General features: G+C 66.7%; 20 protein-coding genes. 12 read left to right on the top strand and 8 right to left on the bottom strand.

Annotated features, from left to right (window positions below):
- Positions 1–42: 42 nt before the first annotated feature.
- Positions 43–402 (top strand): hypothetical protein, encoded by a 360-nt coding sequence (locus tag EPO41_RS07270; RefSeq protein WP_296322542.1) that lies wholly within the window; start codon positions 43–45, stop codon positions 400–402.
- Positions 403–529: 127 nt separating this feature from the next.
- Complete coding sequence (locus tag EPO41_RS07265) at positions 530–1,894, top strand: tetratricopeptide repeat protein (protein ID WP_296322538.1); 1,365 nt, start codon at positions 530–532, stop codon at positions 1,892–1,894.
- Positions 1,895–2,093: 199 nt separating this feature from the next.
- On the opposite strand, the gene EPO41_RS07260 is transcribed toward EPO41_RS07265, so the two are convergent.
- Positions 2,094–3,059, bottom strand: a complete 966-nt coding sequence (locus EPO41_RS07260; RefSeq protein ID WP_296322534.1) for a D-2-hydroxyacid dehydrogenase — start codon at positions 3,057–3,059, stop codon at positions 2,094–2,096.
- A 5-nt stretch (positions 3,060–3,064) separates the two neighbouring features.
- Positions 3,065–3,811 carry an SDR family NAD(P)-dependent oxidoreductase gene (locus EPO41_RS07255; RefSeq protein ID WP_296322532.1) on the bottom strand — a complete coding sequence of 249 codons (747 nt, stop codon included), beginning with the start codon at positions 3,809–3,811 and terminating at the stop codon, positions 3,065–3,067.
- A gap of 191 nt (positions 3,812–4,002) precedes the next feature.
- On the opposite strand from EPO41_RS07255, the gene EPO41_RS07250 reads away from it, so the two are divergent.
- The 5 genes from EPO41_RS07250 to EPO41_RS07230 all read left to right on the top strand — a co-directional run bounded on the left by EPO41_RS07250 (position 4,003) and on the right by EPO41_RS07230 (position 10,067).
- Positions 4,003–4,350 carry a hypothetical protein gene (locus tag EPO41_RS07250; protein ID WP_296322529.1) on the top strand — a complete coding sequence of 116 codons (348 nt, stop codon included), beginning with the start codon at positions 4,003–4,005 and terminating at the stop codon, positions 4,348–4,350.
- A gap of 83 nt (positions 4,351–4,433) precedes the next feature.
- Positions 4,434–5,429 (top strand): tripartite tricarboxylate transporter substrate binding protein, encoded by a 996-nt coding sequence (locus EPO41_RS07245; RefSeq protein WP_296322526.1) that lies wholly within the window; start codon positions 4,434–4,436, stop codon positions 5,427–5,429.
- A 192-nt stretch (positions 5,430–5,621) separates the two neighbouring features.
- The gene (locus EPO41_RS07240; RefSeq protein WP_296322522.1) at positions 5,622–6,713 is read left to right on the top strand and encodes an NAD-dependent epimerase/dehydratase family protein; all 1,092 of its coding nucleotides are present in this window, start codon (positions 5,622–5,624) and stop codon (positions 6,711–6,713) included.
- Positions 6,714–6,807: 94 nt separating this feature from the next.
- Positions 6,808–7,731: a polyphosphate kinase 2 gene (ppk2, locus tag EPO41_RS07235; protein WP_296322516.1), complete on the top strand. Its 924-nt coding sequence runs from the start codon at positions 6,808–6,810 to the stop codon at positions 7,729–7,731.
- On the top strand, positions 7,731–10,067 hold the full coding sequence (locus EPO41_RS07230) for an Orn/Lys/Arg decarboxylase N-terminal domain-containing protein (RefSeq protein ID WP_296322513.1): 2,337 nt from the start codon (positions 7,731–7,733) through the stop codon (positions 10,065–10,067). The genes ppk2 and EPO41_RS07230 overlap by 1 nt, the downstream gene beginning before the upstream one ends.
- Here EPO41_RS07230 and EPO41_RS07225 read toward each other — a convergent pair.
- The gene (locus EPO41_RS07225) at positions 10,049–10,633 is read right to left on the bottom strand and encodes a GNAT family N-acetyltransferase (protein WP_296322510.1); all 585 of its coding nucleotides are present in this window, start codon (positions 10,631–10,633) and stop codon (positions 10,049–10,051) included. The two genes, EPO41_RS07230 and EPO41_RS07225, sit on opposite strands and share 19 nt — an antisense overlap.
- A 213-nt stretch (positions 10,634–10,846) precedes the next feature.
- A complete protein-coding gene (locus tag EPO41_RS07220; protein WP_296322706.1) occupies positions 10,847–11,719 on the bottom strand; it encodes a LysR family transcriptional regulator in 873 nt (290 codons plus the stop codon).
- An 80-nt stretch (positions 11,720–11,799) separates the two neighbouring features.
- Between EPO41_RS07220 and dapA the strand changes: the two genes are divergently transcribed.
- Positions 11,800–12,684 (top strand): 4-hydroxy-tetrahydrodipicolinate synthase, encoded by an 885-nt coding sequence (dapA, locus tag EPO41_RS07215; protein ID WP_296322505.1) that lies wholly within the window; start codon positions 11,800–11,802, stop codon positions 12,682–12,684.
- Here the strand turns inward: dapA and mscL are convergent.
- Both mscL and EPO41_RS07205 read right to left on the bottom strand, forming a co-directional pair.
- Complete coding sequence (mscL, locus tag EPO41_RS07210; protein WP_295141683.1) at positions 12,681–13,103, bottom strand: large conductance mechanosensitive channel protein MscL; 423 nt, start codon at positions 13,101–13,103, stop codon at positions 12,681–12,683. The genes dapA and mscL overlap by 4 nt on opposite strands.
- A gap of 21 nt (positions 13,104–13,124) precedes the next feature.
- The gene (locus EPO41_RS07205; RefSeq protein ID WP_296322501.1) at positions 13,125–14,063 is read right to left on the bottom strand and encodes an AEC family transporter; all 939 of its coding nucleotides are present in this window, start codon (positions 14,061–14,063) and stop codon (positions 13,125–13,127) included.
- A gap of 126 nt (positions 14,064–14,189) precedes the next feature.
- On the opposite strand from EPO41_RS07205, the gene EPO41_RS07200 reads away from it, so the two are divergent.
- The 4 genes from EPO41_RS07200 to EPO41_RS07185 are packed head-to-tail and all read left to right on the top strand — an operon-like array spanning position 14,190 to position 16,823.
- Positions 14,190–14,540: a hypothetical protein gene (locus tag EPO41_RS07200; protein ID WP_296322499.1), complete on the top strand. Its 351-nt coding sequence runs from the start codon at positions 14,190–14,192 to the stop codon at positions 14,538–14,540.
- A gap of 60 nt (positions 14,541–14,600) precedes the next feature.
- Complete coding sequence (locus EPO41_RS07195) at positions 14,601–15,464, top strand: sulfurtransferase (RefSeq protein ID WP_296322496.1); 864 nt, start codon at positions 14,601–14,603, stop codon at positions 15,462–15,464.
- A 14-nt stretch (positions 15,465–15,478) separates the two neighbouring features.
- The gene (locus EPO41_RS07190; protein WP_296322493.1) at positions 15,479–15,772 is read left to right on the top strand and encodes a DUF1330 domain-containing protein; all 294 of its coding nucleotides are present in this window, start codon (positions 15,479–15,481) and stop codon (positions 15,770–15,772) included.
- Positions 15,765–16,823 (top strand): hypothetical protein, encoded by a 1,059-nt coding sequence (locus tag EPO41_RS07185; protein WP_296322490.1) that lies wholly within the window; start codon positions 15,765–15,767, stop codon positions 16,821–16,823. Before EPO41_RS07190 ends, EPO41_RS07185 begins: the two co-directional genes overlap by 8 nt.
- Here EPO41_RS07185 and EPO41_RS07180 read toward each other — a convergent pair.
- Together EPO41_RS07180 and groL are read right to left on the bottom strand one after the other, a co-directional pair.
- Positions 16,775–17,185 (bottom strand): NUDIX hydrolase, encoded by a 411-nt coding sequence (locus EPO41_RS07180; RefSeq protein WP_296322488.1) that lies wholly within the window; start codon positions 17,183–17,185, stop codon positions 16,775–16,777. The genes EPO41_RS07185 and EPO41_RS07180 overlap by 49 nt on opposite strands.
- 135 nt (positions 17,186–17,320) lie before the next feature.
- Positions 17,321–18,761, bottom strand: a 1,441-nt coding sequence (gene groL / locus EPO41_RS07175; RefSeq protein WP_296322485.1) for a chaperonin GroEL, incomplete at its 5' end; no start/stop codon positions are given.

The raw sequence follows: 18,761 nt of genomic DNA, 5'->3' as shown, positions 1-18,761 counted from the left end.
AGGCTGTTTCTCCTGCATCAAGCAACGCAACAGGAGGAACCCATGAACACGAACAAGCTCGTTGCCCTCACGGCGGCCGCCCTGCTCTTCGGCAGCGCCGCGATGGCCCAGAGCGGCGGAAGTGCAGGCGGCAGCGCTGGCACCGGCGGCGGTGCGTCGAGTGGCGGCGCCTCGGTCGGCGGAGGCGCCTCGACGTCGGGTCCGGGCGGCACGACCGGCACGGGCACGACCGGCGGCGCCACGATCGGCGGCACCACGACGGGCGGCCCGACGACGACGCCAGGAGGCAGCGCAGGCGCCGGCGCCAATACGACCGGGGGCGGTTCGGTAAACCAAGGCATGGCCCCGGCGCCGTCCGGCTCGGGCGGTGTGACGGGCGGTGCCTCCGGGACGACCCGCTAGCATTTCGATTATTTCATTTGTGGCGGCCCGCTCCGACCCGGGGCGGGCCGTACGCTGTCCGCCCTACGCCCTGTCTGGTACAAGCGCCCGACACGAGACGACGTTCTCCCGGATCGAGCCCTTGCCCATGCGCCTTTCGACCAAGCTCCTGATTACCGCCGCGGCGTTCTTGGCCGGTGGAGCCGGGATCTATGGCTTTGCCTATCACCTCTACCCGCCGCCCTCGGTGCGCGACCGGCAGTCGGCAACCCCGGCTCCCGCCCCTCCCCTTTCCGCGCCCCCCGGCCCGTCGGTGGACCAGCTCTATGACGAGTGCGTGCGCGGCGCCTGGCCCACGGTCAAGGACGCGGACGTGCGGGCAGCCGCCTGCTCGAAGGCGCTGCAGACCCGCCAGCTCAAGCCCGACCAGATCGCGCTCGCCCGGCTGACGCGCGGCATTGCCCGTACGGCCCTGGGCGACAGGGTGCTGGCGGCCGAGGATTACTCGGAGGCGTTGAAGCACTATGACGGCGCCATCGATCCCCGGAATCCCGATTCGCTGAACCTCTACCGCCGTGCCACGTCGCTGCATGCGATGGGAGAAACCGACCGGGCCCTCTCCGACTATGGCGACGCGATCCGCGTCGACCCGAGCAACTCGCTCGCCTATCTCGGTCGCGGCGTCCTGCTGGCGACCCGCAAGCGCTCCTTCAATCGCGCCATCGAGGATTTCGACAAGGTTCTGGTGCTGCAGCCGGACAATGTCGACGCCCTGATCGCCCGCGGCAATGCCTACAGCCAGCTCGGTGACAACGGCCGCGCGCTGGCCGACCTCGACCGCGCCATACAGCTCGCCCCCAACAATGCCCAAGCCTACGTGATCCGCGGCCTCGCCAACAACCGGCGCGGCCAGAAACAGCTCGCCATGCAGGACTACGATACGGCCCTGCGGTACGCGCCGCGCTATTCGCAGGCGCTGGCCAATCGCGCCGCCCTTCTTTCCGAGGAAGGAAAGTACGACCAGGCGATCAGCGATCTCGACGAATCGATCAAGGCCGATTCCGACAATCCCGTCGCCTACTACAATCGCGGCTACGCGCACTTCGCCAAGCACGAGTACGCCAAGGCGCTGGCCGATTACGATGCCGCCATCAAGCTGGAACCCGGCATGGGGCGCGCCTACAACAACCGCTGCCTCATCCGCGCCATCACCGGCAAGGATCTGGTCGCCGGCCTGCAGGACTGCGACACCGCGCAGAAGCTGATGCCACTCAACCTCGATGTCCGCGACACGCGTGGCTTCATCTACCTGAAGCTGGGCGATCCCCGCCTCGCGGTGAAGGAATACGACGACGCCCTGGACGTCGATCCCAACCGCCCCCTGGCGCTCTACGGCCGCGGCATCGCGCGCATCATGATCGGTGAGACGCGCGAGGGCGAGGGCGACAAGGCCGCCGCCCTGATACTCGACCCCGAGGTCGCCCAGCAGTTCGCGCCCTTCGGCCTGAAGTAGCGTCCGGCTCGGTCAGCCCAAGTCGACGGCTTTGCGCAGGCCGACCCCCCAAGGCCAATAAAAACACGCACCGCGCAAAATACCGCGCAGCCACCCCCCGGGGGATCGCTGTCCAGGGGGAGGCTTTTTTCCTTTCGATTGTTTCGTTTATTTCGTTTGTTTCGCTTATGTAGCCTGACGGGTCGTCGGGACGCTCTATCTAGTAGCCTGCGGCGCGGTCGACCACTTCCTTTAGCGGGTCCCCGTCGAGGAAGCGTTTCAGGTTCTCGACGAACAGGCGGGACACGAAGCGGTCGCGCTGCGGGTGCGGTCCGCCGATATGCGGCAGCACGATGATGCCCGGAGCCGTCCAGAACGGATTGTCGGCCGGCAAGGGCTCCTGCCGGAAGACGTCGAGCAGGGCACCGGCGATCTTCTTCTCCCGCGTGGCGGCCATGAGATCGGCATCGTTGACGATCTGGCCGCGGCCGAAGTTCAGCAGCCACGCGGAAGGCTTCATTTTCGCCAGCCGCCTCGCGTCGATGAAGTTCTCGGTCTCCGGGGTCGCCGGCAGCAGCAGCAGGACGAAGTCCGACTGCGCCAGCACTTCGTCGGTCTGCTCCGGCGCCAGCACCTCGGCCACGTTCGGGATGCGTGTCGGCCGGCGCTTGGTGCCGATCACGTGCATGCCCAGCGCCACGGCGATGCGCGCCACCTCCTGGCCGATGGCGCCCAGGCCCAGGATGCCGAGCGTCTTGCCCGTCAGCGGCTCGGCTACCGTGTGGACCCACTTGCTCTGCTTCTGGTGCTCGGCAACCTGCGCGTAGGGCTTCGCGACGTGGAAAAGCGCGCCAATGATGTTCTCCGGCATCGACTCGGTGTGCGTGCCGCGCGCGCAGGTCAGCGTGAGGCCTGCCGGCAGGTCGGGCAGCGCCAGCCAGTTGTCGACGCCTGCACTCATTGCCTGCGCCCAGCGCAGCCTCGGCATGGCGGGCAGCAGTCCCGCCGGCACCGCGCCTGCCATCATGGCCTCGGTGCGGGCGAGCTGCTCGGCCGACGGCTTCTCCTTGCGCGCCAGCGTGTCGACGGCGACGCGCTCGGCGAGACCGGCCGCCTGGATTGCGTCGAGATAGGCCGTCGGGGAGTCGGTCCAAAGCAGGACGTGGGCGCGGTTCGTCGAGGCCATGGACGTTACAACCCCTGTCCGCCGGCCACGGCGATGGTCTGGCCGGTCACCCAGGAAGCGAGCGGCGAGGCGAGGAACAGCGCGACGTTCGCCACTTCCTCGGCATGCCCCATGCGGCCGAACGGGATCGAGGCCAGCGTACCATTGTACAAGGCGGGATTGTCGGTCTTGCGCCTGTCCCAGACGCCGCCGGGAAACTCGATCGAGCCGGGCGCAATGCAGTTCACGCGGATGCGATCCTTCGCGTACATCGCCGCCTGGGTGACCGTGTAGTGGATCACCGCCGCCTTGATGGCGCCGTACGGGGGCTGGCGGGCCGCCGGATGGAGCGCGGAGATCGAGGAGATGTTGACCACGTTGCCCTGCGACTTCTTCAGTTCCGGCAGGGCCTCCTGCGTCGCATGCACGATCGAGAGCATGTCGACCGCAAGGTTGCTGGTCCAGCCCTTGTCATCGTCCGAGGAACCGAACGCCGAGGCGTTGTTGATCAGGAGATCGACGCCGCCCAGCGCCCCGATCGCCTCGCGGACATAGCCGCGCACCGCGTCGCCCTGGGCAAGATCGGCGCTGGCGGCATGGGTCTTGTGGCCGTGCCTGGCGAGTTCCGCGCGGGTCTCTTCGAGCGTCTTGGGATCGCGCGCGCAGATCGAGACATCACCACCGCAGGCCGCGAAGCCCATAGCGATGGCCTTGCCGATGCCGCGGCTGCCACCGCAGACGATCGCCTTCTTGCCCGCGAAATCCAGTTTCATTGCTCATCTCCTTTTGCGGTCGCCACCGTGGCGATCGGTGCACGGCAAATCAATCGCTAACGAAATTTACATGGAGAATGGTAGCAATTGCCGCCATCATGCGACGCAAACGTCGGCGACAGAACGGGACAGGGAGAGCGAACAGGGTGCGGATGCTTGGGACGCTGCTGGCGTCAATAGTGCTCGCCTTCTTGCCCGTCGCCATCGCGAGGGCGGCCAACGAGCCCGTCACCGGCATCGACGTCATCATCCGCAGCAAAGCTGACGGCCGCGTCATCATCGAGACCGTTACCGACACGCGCGGCGCCTTCGTGGTGAAGGAGATGCGGCCGGGTCCCTACAGCATCGAAGCGGGGACCAAGCTTCCCCTGGCGCTGTTGAAGCGCAGCGGCGGATGGGGCATCGCGCTGATCCCCATCTCCGCCAAGACGGTGAAGCCTCAGAAACACCGCGCCAAGCCGGCGTCCAGGGGCATGCAGGTCGACATCGTTGTGCCCGATGGCACGACAGCCGCCTATACGGTGATCATCACGGACTGAGATCGGCGCCGGACATATTGAACAGCGGAACGACTCCGCTAGAGTGCCTCCCAATCAAGAAAGCACAGGAGGCTACGTTCAAGATGACCAAGGTCATGATTCCGCGCAGGCATGCACTGCTTCTCTCTGGCGGCGCGCTCGCCGCCCCGATGATCGCCTCGGGCATTGCCCGTGCCCAGAGCGACTGGCCCAACCGGCCCGTGAAATACATCGTGGTATTTCCGGCCGGCGGTCCGACCGACACGCTGTCGCGCATCGTCTGCCAGGAGCTCTCCGAGCTGACGGGCCAGCAGTTCATCATCGAGAATCGCGCCGGCTCCGGCGGCAATATCGGCGCAGACTTCATCGCCAAGTCGGCCCCCGACGGCTACACGATCGGCCTCTACACGATCGCCGCGCATGCCATCGCGCCCACGCTTTACGCCAAGCTGCCGTTCGATGCAGGCAAGGACTTCACCGGCGTCGCGATGCTGTGGTCGGTGCCCAACATGCTGATGACCCGGCTCGATTTCCCGGCCAACACCATCCCCGAACTGATTGCGCTGGCGAAGGCCAATCCGGGCAAGTATTCGTTCGCCTCGTCGGGCGCCGGTACCAGCCCGCATCTCACCGGCGAGATGTTCAAGCAGATGGCCGGCGTCAACCTGCTGCACGTACCCTACAAGGGCAGCGCGCCCGCCCACCAGGACATCCTAGCCGGCCAGGTCGACATGATGTTCGACAACATTCCCGGCCCGCTCGGCCTGATGAAGGGCGGCAAGGTCAAGGGCTTCGCGGTGACATCCAAGGATCGTCATCCCGCCGTGCCCGACAAGCCGACCTTCGGGGAATTCCTGCCGGGCTTCGAGATCACCTCGTGGGGCGGCGTCTGCGCGCCGGCCGGCGTGCCGCCGGCAATGGTCGAGAAGCTCTCGGCGCTGACCAAGCAGGCCCTGCAGAAGCCCAGCGTGAAGGCCGCCTTCGATCAGCAGGGCGCCACCCAGATCTGGATGACGCCGGCCGAAACCGCCGCCTACCGCGCCGCCGAGGAAAAGAAGCTCGCGCCCGTGATCAAGGCGTCGGGCGCCAAGGTGGAGTAGCGAAGACGCCGCGACTGTAGCTCTCCCCCTCCGGCCTGCGGCCACCTCCCCCGTGTGACGGGGGAGGCAAGCTGAGCTCAATTTTATAACACCTCCCCCGTCATACGGGGGAGGCCGGGAGGGGGAAAGCAACGCACGAGGTCTGAGCCAACGCGTTTGTTCCCTCGACCTCATGCGCTACGCTGGCCACCCATGAAAAAGAAAGTTCTGGTCGCCGGGGCCACGGGCCTCGTCGGCCATGCAGCCCTGAAACACTTCGCTGCCGTCGAGGGCTGCGAGGTGATTGCCGTGTCGCGTCGTCGGCCGGACGAAACCTACGGCGCGCGCTGGCTGCCGCTCGATCTCACCGACCGGGCGGCCTGCGAGGCGCTGGCGGCCGAGTTCGCGGGCGTGACGCACCTCGTCTATGCCGCCCTCCATGAACGGCTGGGGCTGGTCGCAGGATGGCAGGAAGAGGAGCAGATCCGCACCAACGACCTGATGCTGCGCAATCTGATGGCCCCGCTCGAACGAGCGGCGTCAGGATTGCGGCACGTGGCCCTGCTGCAGGGCACCAAGGCCTATGGCGTCCATGTCCGCCCGCTCGCCGTCCCGGCGCGCGAGAACCGTTCGGAGATGCACGAGCAGCCGAACTTCTACTGGAACCAGGAACGGTTCCTGCGCGAGCGCCAGCAGGGCAAGGGCTGGAGCTGGTCGATCCTGCGGCCCGTGCTGATCGTGGGCGATTCGGTGGGCAGCGCCATGAACGTCATTCCGGCACTGGGAGTCTATGCCGCCTTCATGCGCCGGGCCGGCCGCAAGAAGCTCGACTATCCCGGAGGCGTCGGCCGTGTGGCCCAGGCGGTCGATGCCGATCTGCTGGCCCGCGCCATCGCCTGGTCGGGTGAGGCGGAGGCGGCGCGCAACGAGATCTTCAACGTCACCAACGGCGACGTCTTCGTGTGGCCCAATGTCTGGCCCGCGATCGCCGATGCGCTGGGCTTCGAGCCGGGCGCACACGTGCCCCTGGCGCTCGACCGCGAGATCCGGCCGCGCGAGGACGAATGGGCCGAGATCCGCGCGGCCCACGGACTGAGGTCGGGCACGCTGAAGGAGTTCGTCGGCCTGTCGTTCGAATATGCCGACTACACGATGGGCTACGGCCGCACGGAGCCGGGACCCGCGGCGATCGTCTCGACCATCAAGCTGATGCAGGCCGGCTTCACCGAGGTGATGGACACCGAGGCGATGTTCCGGAAATGCTTCGCCGAGATGCAGCAGAAGGAGCTGCTGCCACGTTCCTGAGGGTGCTCTTCGCGACGTAGCCCGGCTGTCGTCAAATTGTCATATGCGCCCCTCACTTTCCCGGCCATTCTGGACGGCAACGGAGGGCGTGGGCATGCAGAGCGATGGGGACCGCAAGGCGCTGGAAGATCGCGTCCGCCGGGAGCTGGCCGACAGTATCGATGAGGATCTCGAGCTCGAACTGGGCGACGAGATGCTGGCCCGCCTGCCCGAGCATGGCGACGGCGACCTGCCGCAGAGCGAAGGCATCGACCGGAAATTCTATTTCACCGAGCTGCTGCGGCTGCAGCGCGAGCTGATCAAGCTGCAGGACTGGGTGATCGCCCGGAAGCTCAAGGTCGTGGTCCTGTTCGAGGGTCGCGACGCCGCGGGCAAGGGCGGTGTGATCAAGCGAGTCACCCAGCGCCTGAACCCGCGCGTCTGCCGCACCGTCGCCCTGTCGGCGCCGTCCGAGCGCGAGCGCACCCAGTGGTACTTCCAGCGCTACATCTCGCACCTCCCGGCGGGCGGCGAAATCGTGCTGTTCGACCGCAGCTGGTACAATCGCGCCGGCGTCGAGCGGGTCATGGGCTTCTGCACCGAAAGCGACGTCCGGGATTTCTTCGAGACGGTCCCTGAGTTCGAGCGCATGCTCGTGCGGTCCGGCATCATCCTGCTCAAGTACTGGTTCTCGATCACCGACGAGGAGCAGAACATGCGCTTCCTGATGCGCATCCACGATCCGATGAAGCAGTGGAAGCTGTCCCCCATGGACCTGGAATCCCGGCGGCGCTGGGAGGAGTACACCAAGGCCAAGGAGGAGATGCTGGCGCGGACGCACATTCCCGAGGCACGCTGGTGGGTGGTCGAGGGCAACAACAAGCGCCGCGCGCGCCTCAACTGCATCCATCACCTGCTGCAACAAGTCCCCTACAACGACGTTGAACACCAACCGATCGTCCTGCCCAAGCGCGAACACAAGCCCGACTATGCGCGCACGCCGGTCGCTCCCGAACTCTATGTCCCGGCGGTCTACTGATGGATTTCTTCAGGCGTTTCACGTTCCTCGTCTGCGCTCCGGCTTTCGACGCCGACGATCTCGAAGGCCTCCGGCTGGGCGAGATCACGGTTTCCATCGAGAAGATGGGTTTCCAGGTCGTGCGGGCCCGCCGCATCGAGGATGCCGAGATGGTGGTCCAGACCGATGCCGCGATCGGCTGCATGGTCGTCGACTGGGGCAAGAAGGGCCTCGACGGAAAGGCCGCCGCGATGATCAACATGATGCGGCGGCGCGGCCTCGAAATGCCGATCGTCATCCTGGTGCGCCGCAAGCGGCTGGAGGACATCCCGGTCGAAGTGATGGACTATATCGACGGCTATATCTTCCTCTCGGAGGAAACGCCGGAGTTCATCGCCAAGAACCTGGTGAGTCGGCTGAAGCAGTACGCCGAGACGCTGAAGACGCCGTTCTTCGGCGAGCTCGTCGATTATGCCGAGGAAGGCAACCAGCTCTGGACCTGTCCCGGGCACAATGGCGGCATCTTCTACAACAGGAGCCCGATCGGTCGGATCTTCGTCGAGCATCTGGGCGAGGCGGTGTTCCGCGACGACCTCGACAATTCGGTGCTCGATCTCGGCGACCTGCTGGTCCACGAGGGCCCGGCGCTCAAGGCGCAGAAGGAGGCTGCCGCGATCTTTGGCGCGGAGAAGACCTATTTCGTGCTGAACGGTACCTCCTCCTCCAACAAGATCGTGCTGCAGGCGCTGGTCGCGGAAAGTGACCTGGTGCTGTTCGACCGCAACAACCACAAGGCCGCCCATCACGGAGCGCTGTTCCTCGGCAACGGCATCCCGATCTATCTCGAGACCGACCGCAACGCCCACGGGCTGATCGGGCCGATCTTCCACGAGGCGCTCGACGAGCAGGCCATCCGCGAGAAGATCCGCACCAATCCGCTGGTCCAGGACAAGGAGGCATGGAAGCGCGAGCGGCCATTCCGCGTCGCCGTCATCGAGCAGTGCACCTACGACGGCACGATCAACGACGCGCGCCTGATCGTCGAGAAGATCGGCCACCTCTGCGACTACATCCTGTTCGACGAGGCCTGGGCGGGCTTCATGAAGTTTCACCCGCTCTATGCCGGCCGCTTCGCCATGGGCCTGACCAATCTCGGCCCGGACAGTCCCGGCATCATTGCGACCCAGTCGGCGCACAAGCAGCTCGCGAGCTTCAGCCAGGCCTCGCAGATCCACGTCCGGGATCGCCACATCAAGGGCCAGCGCCGGCGCATCGAGCATCGCCGCTTCAACGAGTTCTTCATGCTGCACGCCTCGACCTCGCCCTTCTATCCGATCTTCGCCTCGCTAGACGTCGGCGCGCAGATGATGAAGGGGCGGTCGGGCGAGGTTCTGTGGGACGACACGATTCGTCTGGGCATCGAGATCCGCAAGAAGATGCGCGCCATCCGCCGCGAGTTCGAGGACAAGGAGCGCGACCCGGCGCGGCGCTGGTTCTTCGAACCCTTCATTCCCAACCGCGTCATGGTCGGCGACCGCGAGCAGCTCTGGGAGGAGGTTCCAACCGACGATCTGGCGACGCACGCGCGATACTGGGAGCTGGCGCCGGAGCGGCGCTGGCACGGCTTCAAGCACGTGGCCCCGGGCTACGCGATCACCGATCCCAACAAGCTGATCGTGCTGACGCCGGGCTTCGACCGCGAGACAGGTGGCTATGCCGGCCATGGTATCCCCGCCCCCGTGGTGGCGCAGTATCTGCGCGAGAACCAGATCGTGCCGGAGAAGAACGACCTCAACTCGCTGCTCTTCCTGATGACGCCCGGCGTCGAGTCGAGCAAGGCCGGCACCTTGCTGAGCGCGCTCGTGATCTTCAAGCGGCTGCACGACGACAATGCGCGGCTGGAAGACGTCATTGGCGAGTTCGTTCGCAAGCGGCCGGCACGCTATGCCGGCATGCGCCTGCGCGATCTCTGCGCCGAGATGCACGCCTTCTTCCGCGAGAGCAACGTCAGCCTGATGCAGCGCGCGCAGTTCATGCCCGAGCATCTGCCCGAGCCGGCGATGGCGCCGCACGAGGCGGTGCGCCAGCTCGTGCGCAACAATGTCGACTATGTGCCGATCGAAGAAGCGGCGGGTCGCATCGCCACCACCATGTTCGTGGTCTATCCGCCCGGCATCGCCAGCATCGTGCCCGGCGAACGGCTCGACGAGCGGGCCAAGCCGATGCTCGACTATCTGCGCATGTTCGAGAAGTCGGCCAACCTGTTCCCCGGCTTCGACGTCGAGATCCAGGGCATCTATCGCGAGATCGACAAGGACGGCCGCGTGCGCTTCCTCACCTACGTGGTGCGCGAGTAGGCGATCTCGACGGGCGGCGTCGTGCTGCCCGGGCCGATGGCGCGCTGCATCAGCACGCTGTCGGCCCATTTGCCGTACTTGAAGCCGACGCCTTCCAGCAGGCCGACGCGGCGAAAGCCGTGAGCTTCGTGCAGGCTGAGCGACGCGACATTGTCGGCGTCGACATAGGCGAACATCTGGCGATAACCCGCACTGGCGCAGGCCTCGATCAGCGCCGGCAGGAGCAGACGGCCGATCCCGGTGGAGACATGGTCGGGATGGACATAGATCGAGTGCTTCACCGCATAGCGATAGGCCGGGCGCTTGCGGAACGGCACCGCATAGGCATAGCCCACGATCACGCCGTCGCGTTCCGCGGCGAGGTGCGGCAACCGGCGCCGCAGCATGTTCTTGCGTCGCCGCTTGATGTCGTCGGCCTGTGTCGGCTCGATATCGACGTCGCCCACGCCCCGTGTGATGTGGTGCGTGTAGATCGCAATCATGGCCGGCACGTCGTTTTCGGTCGACGGCCGGACCACGACGGCGCCGCGTGGCTTTTCGAGCACGGACTCGCTCGTTGCAGACATCACCCGCTCCTCCTTCGAGACGACCGGATCAAACACGCCTCCATGACCCTTTCATGTCAGCACAAAAAGAGGGCCCGGAGAGTTGTTACACTCTCCAGGCCCCCAGACGCCCCCTCTAAACTCGTCGGCCGCCGCGGCGATGTCTCGAACCGCGTCAATCCATGCCCGCGAAGATACGGGCCGGCGCGACCTCCGCACAGGGGGCGCTTGGTATCAATTGTTGAGGTTCCGTGACCGCCCGGAAAAGCTCGCTCGCACATGATCGGCCAGGTCACGTGCGGCGGGACCGAGGCCGGGTGGCGCATAGAGGTTGATGCGGAACTCCGGCAGCGGCGGCAGCCGGGCCTCGCGGCCCAGGATCACGAAGCGTTCGGGCACCGAGGAGCGCAGCAGCGGCGCCACGGCCAGGCCCGCCTCCAGCACGGCGTAGACCGGCTCCAGCCGGCTCACCTCGCAGACCGCACGCCAGTCGCGCCGCGCCTTGCCTAACGCCTCCACGGCGACGGGGCGGAAGACGCAGGTCGGCGCGCCGAGCGACACCGGCAGCGGATCCTTGAGATGGGCATCCCCGTCCGGCGCGCCGACCCAGACCAGCCGGTCGGTGCGCAGGGTCTCGCCGTGGCGGCCGCATTCCGTCTCGGTCGTCATGGCGAGATCGACGCCGCCCGACTTCAGCTCCTCGCGGATCAGGCGCGAATCCTCGCAGACGAGGCTGACCCGGACCCGCGGCTGCGCCTTGGCGAAGCGCCGCAGGATCGCCGGCACGAAGCTGCCGATGATATCGTAGGGCACGCCCAAGCGGACCTCTCCCTCGAACTGCGGCGCGCGCATCGACGACCAGACCTCGTCGTTCATCGCCACCAGGCGCCGCGCCTGTTCGAGCAGCCGTTCGCCCGCCGGCGCCAGCACGAGCCCGCGTCCCTGACGCGTGAACAGGCGGCAGTCGAGCGCCTCCTCCAGCCGCTTGATCTGCTGGCTGGCGGCGGCCTGGCTCATGCCCAGCACCGCCGCCGCACGCGTCACGCCGCCCGCTTCGACGACGGTGAGGAAGGCGCGCACCAGCGCCATGTCGAGATCCTTGCGCATAGCCACATATAATCACTTGTGAACGATCTCATCCAAAACATTCGTTTTTGTTATTCATTGAACAGCCTTACCGTGGCGCCATGACCACGAAGATTTCAGGCCTCTGGCTGCCGCTCATCACGCCGTTCAAGGACGGCGCCATCGACTTCGCGAGCTACGACCGGCTGGTGAACCACTACATCGGCAAAGGCGTCGACGGGCTGCTGCCGCTCGGCACCACGGGCGAATCGCCCGCCCTGGACGGGGACGAGATCGCCGCTGTGATCGAGCGCACGCTGGCCGTCGCCGACGGAAGGGTGCCGGTCTTCGCGGGCGTGGGCGGCAACGCCACCGCCAAGGTCGAGAAGGAGCTGAAGCGGCTGCGCCACCTGCCGATCGCCGGCATCCTGTCGGTGTGCCCCTACTACAACCGGCCGAGCCAGGACGGGCTGATCGCGCACTTCCGGCGCATCGCCGCGGCCACCGACCGCGACGTGGTGATCTACAACATTCCCTATCGCACGGCGGTGAACCTCGCCAACGACTCGCTGCTGGAGCTGGCCGAGGTACCGAACATCGTCGGCGTGAAGGACAGTTCCGGCAGCGTCGAGCAATCGCTCGAGCTGCTGCGCCGCAAGCCGGCCGACTTCGCCGTGCTGACCGGCGAGGATGCGCTGTTCTTCACCATGCGCGCCAACGGCGCCGAGGGCGGCATCCTGGCGGCCAGCCATCTGATGACCCAGGGCTTCGTCGAGGTCGAGCGCTGCTTCAGGGCCGACGATCTCGCCGGCGCCCGCAAGGCCTGGGCCCCGCTCGCGAGCTTCGTGCCGATGCTGTTCGCCGAAGCCAACCCGATGCCGATCAAGCATCTCCTGTGGCGACAGGGGCTGATCGCCTCGCCGGAATGCCGGCTGCCGCTCACGAGGATCTCCGACGGGCTGGCCCGCCGGCTTGACGCGATGTTCGGCGCGAGGACGGCGGCCTAGCCGCGCGCCTTCAGGAGGTCGCGGATCTCGGTCAGCAGCTCCTGCTCCTTGGTCGGCGGCGCGGGCGGCGGCGGGGCGGCCTCTTCCTGCTTGATCACGCGGTTCATGCCCTTGATCACCAGGAAGAGCACCCACGCAATGATGAGGAAGTTCACCGTCACCGTCAGGAACGTGCCGTAGCCCAGGGTCGCGCCGGCCTTCTTGGCCGCATCGTAGGTCGTGGCCTGGCTGGCCGCCGGGGTGAGGCCGATGAAATAGTTGGTGAAGTCGAGCCCGCCGGCGATGCGGCCGATGATCGGCATGATGATGTCGCCGACCAGCGAGTCGATGATCTTGCTGAAGGCGGCGCCGATGATCACGCCGATGGCGAGATCCACGACGTTGCCGCGCATCGCGAACTTCTTGAATTCCTGAAGCATGGGTGTTCTCCCGTTTCGTCGTCAGGTTACGCGCAGCCACACCAGCAGAGCAGAAACCGTCACCACCGAGAAGGCCGTCGACAGCAGAACCGATGCGGTGTTCTGTTCGACCGACACGTCGAACTGCTTGGCCAGCACGAAGGCGTTGGCGGCCGTCGGCAACGCAGCCATCAGCAAGGCTACCTTGCCCGCGATCGAATCGATCGGCACGAACAAAGGCAGGATCACCAGCGCCGCCAGCGGCTGCAGCAGGAGCTTGATCAGGGTGGCGAGCCCGGCCTCGGCGAGACCGCTCTTGATCGACTTGTCCGACAGGAACAGGCCGATGGCGAACAGCGCACAGGGCGCGGCCGCGGCGCCCATCAGGTCGAGCCACTTCTCGACCGGCACGGGGATCGGCAGACCGACCCAGGACGCCACGATGCCGAGCGCGATCGAGACCGGCAGGGGATTGCGCGCCACGTTGAAGGCGGCGCGCAGGAAGGTCCGGACCGGGCCGTGCCCTGCCGCCACCTCGAGTTCGATCAGCATGACGCCGAACACCATCGAGACGACCGCCGTCACGATCACCGTCAGCATGGCCGGCGGCAGGCCCTGCTCGCCGAAGGCCGCCAGGCAGAGCGGCACACCCATGTAACCGACATTGCCCCACGAGGCCGCGATGCCCTGCAGGCTCATGGCGGCGAGACCGCCTCGCGAAACGAGCCGCGTGGTGATCATGGCGACGCCGAAGGTGGCGACCACGGCGATGCCGAAGCCCGCCATCAGGCTGGGATCAAGCACGGCGGCCACCGGCGTGCGCGCCAGGGTGCCGAAGAACAGGACCGGCAGGGCGAAGTAGCTCACGAAGGCGTTGAGCGCCGTAGTCGCCTCCGGCCCCAGGATGCGCCACCGACCAGCCAGGAAGCCTGCCAGGATGACGCCGAAGATCGGGAGGGCGACGTTGAAAATGGCCTGCACGGCGCATCCGATTGCAGTTGCTCTAACCCATTAAGAATTTGACATAAACGGCACAAATCCCATAGCATTTTAGAGATATAGCGAGGCCGCACCCGCCCCTCACCGCAAGCGGCCCGGGAGATAATCATGCGTCTTTTGATCGCCAGCATGGCCGCCCTGGCTGCGGTCTCTTTTGCCGCCCCGTCCTTCGCGCAGGACGAGACGATGCCGACCCCGACCCCCACCGCCAAGCCGAAGGCGCCGACGACCGCCTCCTGCAACAAGATCAAGAGCAGCTCGCAGCGCAGCGCCTGCCTGAAGAAGGTCCAGGTCGCGAAGGCTCCGTCCAAGAAGACAAAGAAGACCACCACCACGCCGGCCGCCCCGAAGTCGCCGGAGATGGGCCAGCTTCCGCCGGCTTCCGCGCCGGCGCCGACCGCCGCCGCGCCGTCCTCCGGCCCGGTCAGCGTTCCGCCGCTGCCGTCCAAGACGATTTAAGCTGAGGCACGGTTCGCCCGAACCGCGCTAGTCTCCGCTCCCCCAACCCGGGAGAGCGACATGGCCCATTCGGCCAATCTGATCACAACGGATGATCTCGCGCGCCAGCTCGGCGCGCCGGCGCTGCGCGTCTTCGACTGCACCACCTATCTGAAGCCCGGCCCCGACGGCCGCTACATCGCCGAAAGCGGGCGCGCCAACTACGACAAGGGACACATCCCGGGCGCGGCGTATCTCGATCTCCAGGCCGATCTTTCCGACAAGAGCTCGAAGCTGCGCTTCACGCTTCCCTCGCTCGAAGAGCTGACGAAGGCCTTCGCGGCCAAGGGCGTCGGCCACGGCACCTTCGTGGTGCTCTACAGCCATGCCTCGCCGGTCTGGGCGAGCCGCATCTGGTGGATGCTGCGCGCCGTCGGCTTCGACGAGGTGGCGATCCTCGACGGCGGCCTCGACAAGTGGAAGGCCGAAGGCCGCCCGCTGTCGACCGCCCCCGTCACCCATCCTCCGGCCACCTTGTCGCTGCGCGGCCGGCCGGAGATCTTCGTCGACAAGGATGCGATCAAGGGCGCGATCGGCGACGCCTCGACCTTGACCCTCAATGCGCTGAGCCACGACCAGCACAGCGGCGCGGGCGGTGTAGTCTACGGCCGTGCGGGACGCGTCGCGGGCTCTTCCTGCGTGCCGGCCGCCAGCCTGTTCGGCCCGGACAAGGCGCTGAAGCCGATCGCCGAGCTGCGCGCCGCCTTCGAGGGCGTCGGCGCCGCGCCGGACAAGCGGGTGCTGGTCTATTGCGGCGGCGGCATAGCCGCCACGCTCGACGCTTTCGTCCTCACCGCCCTCTTGGGTCACAGGAACGTCTCGGTGTACGACAATTCCATGCAGGAATGGGCCAACGATCCGGCCCTGCCCATGGAAACCGGCTGACGAGGGAGCAAGACATGACGGCCTATATCATCGTCGAGATCGACACCAGGGACGAAGAGCTGATGGCGGAGTACCGCAAGCACACGCCGGGGCTGGTCGCCAAGTTCGGCGGCAAGTTCATCGTGCGCGGCGGCCACTGCACGAGCCTCGAAGGCGGCTGGACTCCGGCGCGCGTGGTCGTGCTGGAATTCCCCGATCGCGCCAAGGCCGAGCGCTTCTATCATTCCGAGGAGTACAAGCCGGTCCTCGCGATGCGGCTCAAGGCCGGCCACTCCAAGGCGATCCTGATCGACGGCCATAATGGCTAGCACGGCCGCCTACCGGGCGGTCGGCACGCTCTACAACGCGCTGATGACGGCGCTGGTCCTCGGCCTCGTCTCGCGACGCGGCAGCGACACGGCGCGCGAGTACATCTTCCGCCACTTCCGCCGGCAGCACCTCGAGAAGTTCCTGCCCGGCCTGCAGAAGCTCGGCATCGCGGGCGAGAAGGATGCGCCGGCCTGCGCGCTCTATCACTATCACTCCAATGCGCTGGGCGGCGTGAAGACTGGCTACCTGAGCGAGAGCGACACGAAAGCCTGGGTGCGCTACCCGCCGCCGCGCTGGATGTGGAAGGGCACGGCCATCGCGGCCGTACCGCACGAAGTGTCGGCGGCCTTCCTGCACGGCTGGCACGGCCACAACGGCGTATCGTTGAAGAACCCGGGCCTCGGTTTCGTCTGCACGGGTATGACGGTCGACGGCAAGCCCGGCCTCGAAGGCTACTATTGCGATTACGGCCGCCCCCTGAAGGAGGAGGAGCGCGTGCGCTTCGCCTACGACGAGGAGATGCCGCGCATCGACTGGAAGACCCAGCCGAGGCTCGAGACGGCGAACTGGCCCGAGGAACGCCGGCTGCGCACCTTCCGCTCCTACGCGATGGGCTACGTGCAGACCATGCTGCCGGTGCTGCAGGACCTTCTGGGCGCGAAGGACGCACAGACCGAGATGGGCCGCGTGGCGCGTCTCGTCGGGCTGCAGTTCCACGAGGAGACGGCGCGCGATCTCGACCTGCCGACCGACGTCGAGACCGGCGACCTCGAGAGCGCCCGCCTGTTCGCCCGCTGGCTGGCGGCGATCCTCGCCGCCGAGGGCGAGGAGGTCGTCACCGAGGAGAAGGACGGCGCGGTCACCCTGCGCATGGAGGGCTGGAAGCTGGCCCGGGAGCTTCAGCTCGCCGATCCGCTGGCCGGCTTCGACGCCTGGAACGAGCTGTGGCTCGGCGCCGCCGGGGCGCACGACCGCTTCCTCAAGGTCGAGACGAGCCGCAGCTACGGCGACGAAGGCTGGCAGGCGGCCTGGCGGATCGCGCCGAGATAGCCCGCCGGCAACGGCCGGCCGGCGGTACGCTCGCCGAGCGCGGCAAGGTCGACCCAGCTCGCTTCATGATGCTCGTGACTGAGGGCAATCGCGCCCTCGGTCTGCAGCCTGCAGACGTAGGCCACGATCCGCACGAAGCGCTGCGGCAGCACCTCGAACAGATGCTCGTCGACGAGCGCGCCGACCTCGACGGCCAGCCCGGTCTCTTCCCTCACCTCGCGCACCAGCGCCGCGCGATGATCCTCACTGGCATCGGGACGCCCGCCGGGCAGATCCCATTCGCCGCGGTCGTTCAGGAGCAGCAGCACGCGGCCCTGATGCAGGACGACGCCCTTGATCGATGTCGGGTAATTCAAGCTCATGAGCGCGCGCCACTCCAGTGGCGCTCATGATGCGCCACTTCGGGCGGAGTAGTCTCCGCCCTTTAGTGGCGCGCTCCAATGAGAAAGGCCGGGGATCGCTCCCCGGCCTTTCCGTTGTCTCTGAGAAGACTGGACTTAGAAGTCCATGCCGCCCATGCCGCCGTCGCCACCCGGCGGCATCATCGGGGCCTTCTTCTCCGGCTTCTCGGCGATCATGGCTTCCGTCGTGACCAGCAGGCCGGCCACCGAAGCGGCGTCCTGCAGGGCGGTACGGACGACCTTCACCGGGTCGATGATGCCGGACTTGATCATGTCGACATAGTCGCCCTTCTGGGCGTCGAAGCCGAAGTTCGTGTCCTTCTGCTCGAGCATCTTGCCCGCGACGACGGCGCCGTCATAGCCGGCGTTCTCGGCGATCTGGCGGACGGGCGCCTGCAGCGCACGACGCACGATCTCGATGCCGACCTTCTGGTCGTCGTTGGAGGTGCGGACCTTGTCCAGCGCGCGCAGCGCGTAGAGCAGGGCCGAACCGCCGCCGGCGACGACACCCTCTTCCACCGCAGCCTTGGTGGCGTGCATGGCGTCGTCAACGCGGTCCTTCTTCTCCTTCACTTCGACTTCGGTGGCGCCGCCGACCTTGATGATCGCAACACCGCCGGCGAGCTTGGCCAGGCGCTCCTGGAGCTTCTCGCGGTCGTAGTCCGAGGTCGTCTCCTCGATCTGGGCGCGGATCTGGCTGATGCGGGCCTGGAGGTCCGCCTTCTTGCCCGAGCCGTCGACGATCGTGGTGTTCTCCTTCTCGACCAGGACCTTCTTGGCCTTGCCGAGCATGTCGAGCGTGACGTTCTCGAGCTTGATGCCGAGATCCTCGGAGATCAGCTGACCGCCGGTCAGGATCGCCATGTCCTCGAGCATCGCCTTGCGACGGTCACCGAAGCCCGGCGCCTTGACGGCGGCGATCTTCAGGCCACCACGCAGCTTGTTCACGACCAGGGTCGCCAGGGCCTCGCCCTCGACGTCCTCGGCGATGATCAGCAGCGGCTTGCCCGACTGCACGACCGCCTCGAGCACCGGCAGCATCGCCTGCAGGCCCGACAGCTTCTTCTCGAACAGCAGGATGTACGGCGAGTCGAGCTCGGCGATCATCTTGTCGGCGTTGGTGATGAAGTACGGCGAGAGATAGCCGCGGTCGAACTGCATGCCCTCGACGACGTCCAGCTCGGTGTCCAGGCTCTTGGCCTCTTCCACCGTGATGACGCCCTCGTTGCCGACCTTCTTCATGGCTTCGGCGATCATCTTGCCGATCGACTTGTCGCCGTTGGCCGAGATGGTGCCGACCTGGGCGACTTCGTCCGTGCCCGTGATCTTCTTGGCGCGCGCCTTGATGTCCTCGACCGCCGCGTCGACGGCGAGGTCGATGCCGCGCTTGAGGTCCATCGGGTTCATGCCGGCCGCAACCGACTTCACGCCTTCGCGCACGATCGCCTGGGCGAGAACGGTCGCCGTCGTCGTGCCGTCGCCGGCGATGTCGTTGGTCTTCGAGGCCACTTCGCGCACCATCTGGGCGCCCATGTTC

It is taken from the genome of Reyranella sp., assembly GCF_004297265.1.
Taxonomy (GTDB): domain Bacteria; phylum Pseudomonadota; class Alphaproteobacteria; order Reyranellales; family Reyranellaceae; genus Reyranella.
This window is presented reverse-complemented; position numbering and strand designations above follow the sequence as displayed.

Bases quoted from the DNA above. Each gene is read 5' to 3' on its own strand.
- EPO41_RS07270 (WP_296322542.1), top strand. From the start codon at position 43: ATGAACACGAACAAGCTCGTTGCCCTCACGGCGGCCGCCCTGCTCTTC.
- EPO41_RS07265 (WP_296322538.1), top strand. From the start codon at position 530: ATGCGCCTTTCGACCAAGCTCCTGATTACCGCCGCGGCGTTCTTGGCC.
- EPO41_RS07260 (WP_296322534.1), bottom strand. From the start codon at position 3,059: ATGGCCTCGACGAACCGCGCCCACGTCCTGCTTTGGACCGACTCCCCG.
- EPO41_RS07255 (WP_296322532.1), bottom strand. From the start codon at position 3,811: ATGAAACTGGATTTCGCGGGCAAGAAGGCGATCGTCTGCGGTGGCAGC.
- EPO41_RS07245 (WP_296322526.1), top strand. From the start codon at position 4,434: ATGACCAAGGTCATGATTCCGCGCAGGCATGCACTGCTTCTCTCTGGC.
- EPO41_RS07240 (WP_296322522.1), top strand. From the start codon at position 5,622: ATGAAAAAGAAAGTTCTGGTCGCCGGGGCCACGGGCCTCGTCGGCCAT.
- ppk2 (WP_296322516.1), top strand. From the start codon at position 6,808: ATGCAGAGCGATGGGGACCGCAAGGCGCTGGAAGATCGCGTCCGCCGG.
- EPO41_RS07230 (WP_296322513.1), top strand. From the start codon at position 7,731: ATGGATTTCTTCAGGCGTTTCACGTTCCTCGTCTGCGCTCCGGCTTTC.
- EPO41_RS07225 (WP_296322510.1), bottom strand. From the start codon at position 10,633: ATGTCTGCAACGAGCGAGTCCGTGCTCGAAAAGCCACGCGGCGCCGTC.
- EPO41_RS07220 (WP_296322706.1), bottom strand. From the start codon at position 11,719: ATGCGCAAGGATCTCGACATGGCGCTGGTGCGCGCCTTCCTCACCGTC.
- dapA (WP_296322505.1), top strand. From the start codon at position 11,800: ATGACCACGAAGATTTCAGGCCTCTGGCTGCCGCTCATCACGCCGTTC.
- mscL (WP_295141683.1), bottom strand. From the start codon at position 13,103: ATGCTTCAGGAATTCAAGAAGTTCGCGATGCGCGGCAACGTCGTGGAT.
- EPO41_RS07200 (WP_296322499.1), top strand. From the start codon at position 14,190: ATGCGTCTTTTGATCGCCAGCATGGCCGCCCTGGCTGCGGTCTCTTTT.
- EPO41_RS07195 (WP_296322496.1), top strand. From the start codon at position 14,601: ATGGCCCATTCGGCCAATCTGATCACAACGGATGATCTCGCGCGCCAG.
- EPO41_RS07190 (WP_296322493.1), top strand. From the start codon at position 15,479: ATGACGGCCTATATCATCGTCGAGATCGACACCAGGGACGAAGAGCTG.
- EPO41_RS07185 (WP_296322490.1), top strand. From the start codon at position 15,765: ATGGCTAGCACGGCCGCCTACCGGGCGGTCGGCACGCTCTACAACGCG.
- EPO41_RS07180 (WP_296322488.1), bottom strand. From the start codon at position 17,185: ATGAGCTTGAATTACCCGACATCGATCAAGGGCGTCGTCCTGCATCAG.